Source organism: Streptococcus dentapri (assembly GCF_042649885.1).
GTDB classification, from domain to species: Bacteria; Bacillota; Bacilli; order Lactobacillales; family Streptococcaceae; genus Streptococcus; species Streptococcus dentapri.
Genome location: NZ_JBHSAC010000044.1, coordinates 1 through 5,248, shown reverse-complemented (window position 1 = coordinate 5,248; position 5,248 = coordinate 1). Strand labels below are relative to the sequence as shown.

Below are 5,248 nucleotides of genomic sequence, written 5' to 3'. Positions count from 1 at the left end.
CAGCTTATTTATTCTATCAAACTCAGAAAGCCTTGTCAATATCTTTTTCAAACTTTTTTAGGGGTTTGAAAGAAAAACTCTAATATTTTTAGTGGGTAAGTCCACTAGAAGTGTTATGGAGTTTTTTGAGTATATAAAAAGTCTCAGACTGATAATTAAAAATGCACACTGCAATAGTTAAGGGACATCAAGTAAGTCTTCTCTGTCTATGCAGCTTACAAAGCCACCTAATCATCTGTTAGGATTGACACTGCATCATATTAGATATATCACTCTTTTTTAGCCAATCTTTATAGATTGGATTTTTCAGTTAATTCTTGCAATTTTGCAAAGCTCTTCAATATCCTTATTCAATAAAGCAACACGCTTCAAATAGGTAACTTCTCCTCTTCTCTTACTCTTAAGTCTGCATAGGAGCGAACATCAGGAAATCTTCGCTTAGAATGGAGCAATCCTGAGTTTTCATAATAACACAGGGTATGAATCAGTAATCCCATGTGCTTTGCGAATTCTCCAGCTAAATAGATTATTTTTTATCTCCAAGGGTTAACCTAAAGTCTACTCTAGGTAGCATTCTTATTATATCTCAAAAAGAGAAAAAGAATATGCCATTTGAGAAAAGTTATACCTATATTATAGGTGCTAGCTTTGATATCGGATATGAGGCTGTCAAGGCCTTTGAAAAACGCGACAACCACCTGATTTTGATTACGCGAAGAAAAGAAGCCTATGGAAAAACTCAAACGAATAATGTAGCAGATTATCCTGTGCTCTACCTCCTCGTTATTCCCACTGACTTATCAGATAGCCAAAACTGCTACCATCTTTATGAACAGCTTAAATGCTGGTTCCGGGCGCTACGGAATAGTTGCCAATCAAGGGTTAAGCGAGCTAGAGCAGATACTTCACCTTAACGTAGAAGGGCTGAACATCTTAGCCATTATGACTATCAAGATTGGACTAATAGATGTTGAAGGTTTTGATTTTAATTAAGCGAATCGATTTTTGACCATTAATAGCTATATATATCAGGGCTTCTTAAAGGCGGAGGGCAGGAGATTTGCGAAAAAGAGAATTTGCTGTCCGATTGCCGGGATGATGTTAGTCTATTCTGATTAACTTAAATTCTTAAGTTAGTGCAAATATTTACTGGCTTCTCTGATAGACAAATTTACCATTTGGTTTTTGTAGGTATCAATAAAATCCCGAACCCAGTCTGGGTTGATTTTAGAGTAATCACGCAAAGCCCAGCCAATTGCTTTGTTGATAAAAAACTCTGTCTGATTGAGATTATTAATGAGAATCTTCTCTAGTAAGTCCGGTTTCATTTTATCTTTACGCAAAAGCTGGTGGTCAATAGCTAGGCGCCGCAGCCAAAAATTATCAGCCCTTGACCACTCTAGCATGGTCTCATCAACCAGACTGCTTGGAAAGTTGATATTGCCAATGGTCCTATCCAGGCTGTCAATCGTATCCCACCATGACTTGGTAACTGCTAATTGTTTCAGATGAGGAATATCTGTCTCCGTCAAAAAGTTTTGCATGGCACGCAAGTAATCACAAACCACATACTGAAATTCCCGCTCAGGTAAATCCCATAATCTGTCAACAAAGTTCCAGTCAATGGAGGCTTTTTGCTTTGCTTCCTTGAAAAAATCTTTTTCCAGTTTGCGACGAAGCGGAGTTGGCACTCCAAGAAAAGGAAACTGGTTGCGCATATAGGCCGCCATAGACTCTGCCTGTTGACTATTCGCATGGTCGTAAAAGGTTTGAATCAATATCTCTGCTTTCATAGCTCAATTATAACACAAAAGCAGCACTCAGGCTGCTTTTGATATTTGTAACTAGTCACCAAGTCCAATCCGCTCGAAAATCTCATCCACACGCTTGGTGTAATAGGCTGGATTAAAAATTTCGTCAATTTCTTCTTGGCTCAGGCGGGAAGTTACTTCTGGATCCGCTTCAAGCAGCGGTTTGAAGTCTACCTGATTGTCCCAAGACTGAGCTGTTTTGGGTTGTACAAGATCGTAAGCCTGCTCACGAGTCATGCCTTTTTCAATCAAGGTCAGCATGGCACGCTGGCTAAAAATTAGACCAAAGGTAGAGCCCATGTTGCGCTTCATGTTTTCTGGGAAGACGGTCAGATTTTTGACAATATTACCAAAACGGTTGAGCATGTAGTCGATCAGAATAGTCGTATCAGGCGTGATGATACGCTCCGCAGACGAATGCGAAATGTCACGTTCATGCCAGAGGGCAACATTCTCATAAGCAGTCACCATGTGCCCGCGGATGACACGGGCAAGACCCGTCATGTTCTCAGAGCCGATGGGATTGCGCTTATGAGGCATGGCCGAGCTGCCCTTTTGCCCCTTGGCAAAGAACTCTTCCACCTCACGCTGTTCAGACTTTTGCAGACCGCGAATTTCTGTCGCCATACGTTCGATAGAAGTCGCGATGCTGGCTAGTACCGCAAAGTATTCCGCGTGCAAATCACGTGGCAAGACTTGGGTTGAAATTTCCTGCGGACGGATACCTAATTTATCGCAGACGTATGTTTCCACAAATGGCGGGATATTGGCAAAATTCCCAACAGCCCCAGAGATCTTCCCTGCTTCCACGCCAGCTGCCGCATGCTCAAAACGCTCAATATTACGCTTCATTTCGCTGTACCAGGTCGCGAGTTTCAAACCAAAAGTCGTTGGCTCCGCGTGGACACCGTGGGTCCGCCCCATCATGATGGTAAACTTGTGCTCCTTAGCCTTATCAGCGATAATATTAAGGAAATTATCCAAATCCTTCCGAATAATGTCATTGGCCTGCTTGTAGAGGTAGCCATAAGCTGTGTCTACCACGTCCGTGGACGTCAGCCCAAAGTGGACCCACTTGCGCTCCTCGCCAAGACTCTCAGACACCGCACGCGTAAAGGCCACCACATCATGGCGGGTCTCCTGCTCAATCTCCAGAATTCGGTCAACATCAAAAGTCGCCTTCTCCCGAATCAGCGCCACATCCTCCTTGGGAATCTCCCCCAGCTCAGCCCAGGCCTCATCAGCCAAGATTTCCACCTCCAGCCAAGCCTTGTATTTATTTTCTTCACTCCAAATGTCCGCCATCTCAGAGCGGGAATAACGGTTGATCATGTTTAAGATACCAAGGGCGACAAGAAAGCGACTGAATTTTAGGAAACCAACGACGGACGCTTGCGTCCTAGGCGGTTTATCTAAATTCCGAGCTTTCCGCCCGGGTTCAGTTACAGCACCTTGTAACCCTGTTTTCCTTTCTGTTTTACAATTTTTTGATAGGGAATTAAGAGTACCCGTATTCAGTTAGAGGAATACGGGCTCCCTTCTTCCTTTCTATGCTTTGTTTTATTTTTTAAGAGTCAGGTTTAGCCCGAGTTTTCTACTTGAACTTGGCCTCTTCTCTTTTTTGCCCCAACAGGCAGTTTTGTTTTTGACTATTTAACTTTCAACACTTTTTTTAAATCAGCAAAATACTTCTTTTGCTGTTTCCGTAGATAAAACCAGACCAAAGGCTTCATAAAAGTATTTTGACTGTAGCTTCTTCTGTAAAATCCAAAACTGTCTGACCGTCATGATAATCAAACTGTCCTAGCCAAGTGCCTTGGAGATTTTTGTTTTCAAACTCAAGTTCCCAGAGCTTGTACAAATCGACTTTGGTCACCTTAAAATTTGTCTGAATACCAGTTTGAGTGTATTCAATAAAATGGTTCTCGTCTATCTTTTCAAAATGACCAAGATCACTTCTCCAAGTTTGATTGGATAAGTCAGTGACAAGTTCCCATACCTTATCAATGGGATAGGAAAAACTTGCTTTCCTATTAGATTTTACCATAAGTTCACTCCTATTTTAACGACTAATTTGATATTAAATTAGCATAAACGCAGCACATAGGCCTGAAAAGATATTATAAGATCACGTTTACTAACTTTCTTAAATCCCAGCCAACTTAGAAAATGAGCGTTTTTTCTGTCTTTGCTAAGCCAATAGATAAAGGGAAGTGCAGCAAACAATACTATTTCTAAAAGGCTGCTGACGACTCTTGAGAAGAAGAGTTCTATATGTTAACCTCCTAATACCTAACCTACCACTGCAGCATCTTCTGTCAAAATAGTCATCTGTCTCTTTCTAATCTATTCATTCACCGCTAATTGCGCTGCTTTCTCTGCGTGGATAGCTGTTGTGTCATAGAGGGGAAGATCTGTATCTGCTTGTTTAACCAAGAGACCAATCTCTGTACATCCTAGGATAACGGCTTGAGCACCAGCCTTTTTCAAATCATCAATGATGGCGGTGGGTTTGCTTTGAGCTGTCTTTGATGACTCCCAGACAGAGCTCATCATAGATGATTCGGTTGACCTCGGCAATGCCAGCTTGGTCTGGAATCAGCTCCTCAAGCCCTGCTTCAAGCAGTTTGTCCTTGTAAAAATTTTGGGTCATGGTGTACTTGGTGCCCAAGAGACCGACTTTTTGAATGCCATTTTCAAGAAGAGCCTCAGCAGTTGCCTGCGCAATGTGCAGAATAGGAACGGTGATTTTTTCTTGAATCTGCGGAGCCACCTTGTGCATGGTATTGGTGCAAATAACAATGAAGTCAGCACCAGCCTGCTCCAGCTTCTGGGCAATTTGGCTCAGCACTTCCGCACTCTTAGCCCAGTCGCCGCTGGCCTGATAGCGCTCAATCTCCACAAAATCAACACTGTAAAGCAGAATCTTAGCCGAATGCAAGGCCGCCAAGCTCCTTTTTTGATTGTTTCGTTGATGAGCTGATAATAAGTGGTTGTACTCTCCCAGCTCATACCGCCGATAAGACCGATTGTTTTCATGTTTGTTCTTTGTATCCTCTATTATTATCTAAAAGTCAAGTATTAATTAACTTTCGACTAATTCAAGAAAAGCTTTAACAATTTCAGTTAGTTCAAAGTGTTCATTACCATTTTCATCTAAATATTTTTCTTGTTCATGTAATTGATCAATAGTCATTTTTGGCCAATTCTGTTCCAGCACTTTGTTCTCTTTAGTTTGATTATATAGCTTTACTTCTTTTTTTACATCATTAAAATCTGAAATACTCACATGTCCTTCAAAGATGTCCGGGTGGAGATAATTCTCCGCTTCACGTTTTCTCGTACAAAATGCTAATCTTCCATGTTTAACTCGTGGTGCTAGTTAATTTCAAAATATCTCAAATTATAAGCCAGTATGATTTGTTCGATTCTCAATT

At 41.4% G+C, this 5,248-nt stretch carries 4 protein-coding genes and 3 pseudogenes; 1 reads left to right on the top strand and 6 read right to left on the bottom strand.

All coding sequences use genetic code 11. The annotated features are described in order from the left end of the window. The first annotated feature begins 605 nt into the window (after positions 1-605). A complete protein-coding gene (locus ACFOSE_RS04875) occupies positions 606-914 on the top strand; it encodes a hypothetical protein (protein WP_380431230.1) in 309 nt (102 codons plus the stop codon). 219 nt (positions 915-1,133) lie between these two features. Here the strand turns inward: ACFOSE_RS04875 and ACFOSE_RS04870 are convergent, their stop codons facing one another. The 6 genes and pseudogenes from ACFOSE_RS04870 to ACFOSE_RS04845 form a co-directional block, all read right to left on the bottom strand. Next, complete coding sequence (locus tag ACFOSE_RS04870; RefSeq protein ID WP_380431228.1) at positions 1,134-1,793, bottom strand: DNA alkylation repair protein; 660 nt, start codon at positions 1,791-1,793, stop codon at positions 1,134-1,136. 51 nt (positions 1,794-1,844) lie between these two features. Beyond that, on the bottom strand, positions 1,845-3,143 hold the full coding sequence (purB, locus tag ACFOSE_RS04865) for an adenylosuccinate lyase (RefSeq protein ID WP_380431226.1): 1,299 nt from the start codon (positions 3,141-3,143) through the stop codon (positions 1,845-1,847). Positions 3,144-3,460: 317 nt separating this feature from the next. Further along, positions 3,461-3,858: pseudogene (locus ACFOSE_RS04860) on the bottom strand (SRPBCC family protein). A gap of 80 nt (positions 3,859-3,938) precedes the next feature. Continuing rightward, positions 3,939-4,085, bottom strand: a pseudogene (locus ACFOSE_RS04855) (CPBP family intramembrane glutamic endopeptidase); the annotation flags it as partial. A gap of 72 nt (positions 4,086-4,157) precedes the next feature. Further along, positions 4,158-4,850 (bottom strand): annotated as a pseudogene (locus ACFOSE_RS04850) (aspartate/glutamate racemase family protein). A gap of 46 nt (positions 4,851-4,896) precedes the next feature. Continuing rightward, the gene (locus ACFOSE_RS04845; protein WP_380431224.1) at positions 4,897-5,100 is read right to left on the bottom strand and encodes a hypothetical protein; all 204 of its coding nucleotides are present in this window, start codon (positions 5,098-5,100) and stop codon (positions 4,897-4,899) included. Positions 5,101-5,248 lie beyond the last annotated feature (148 nt).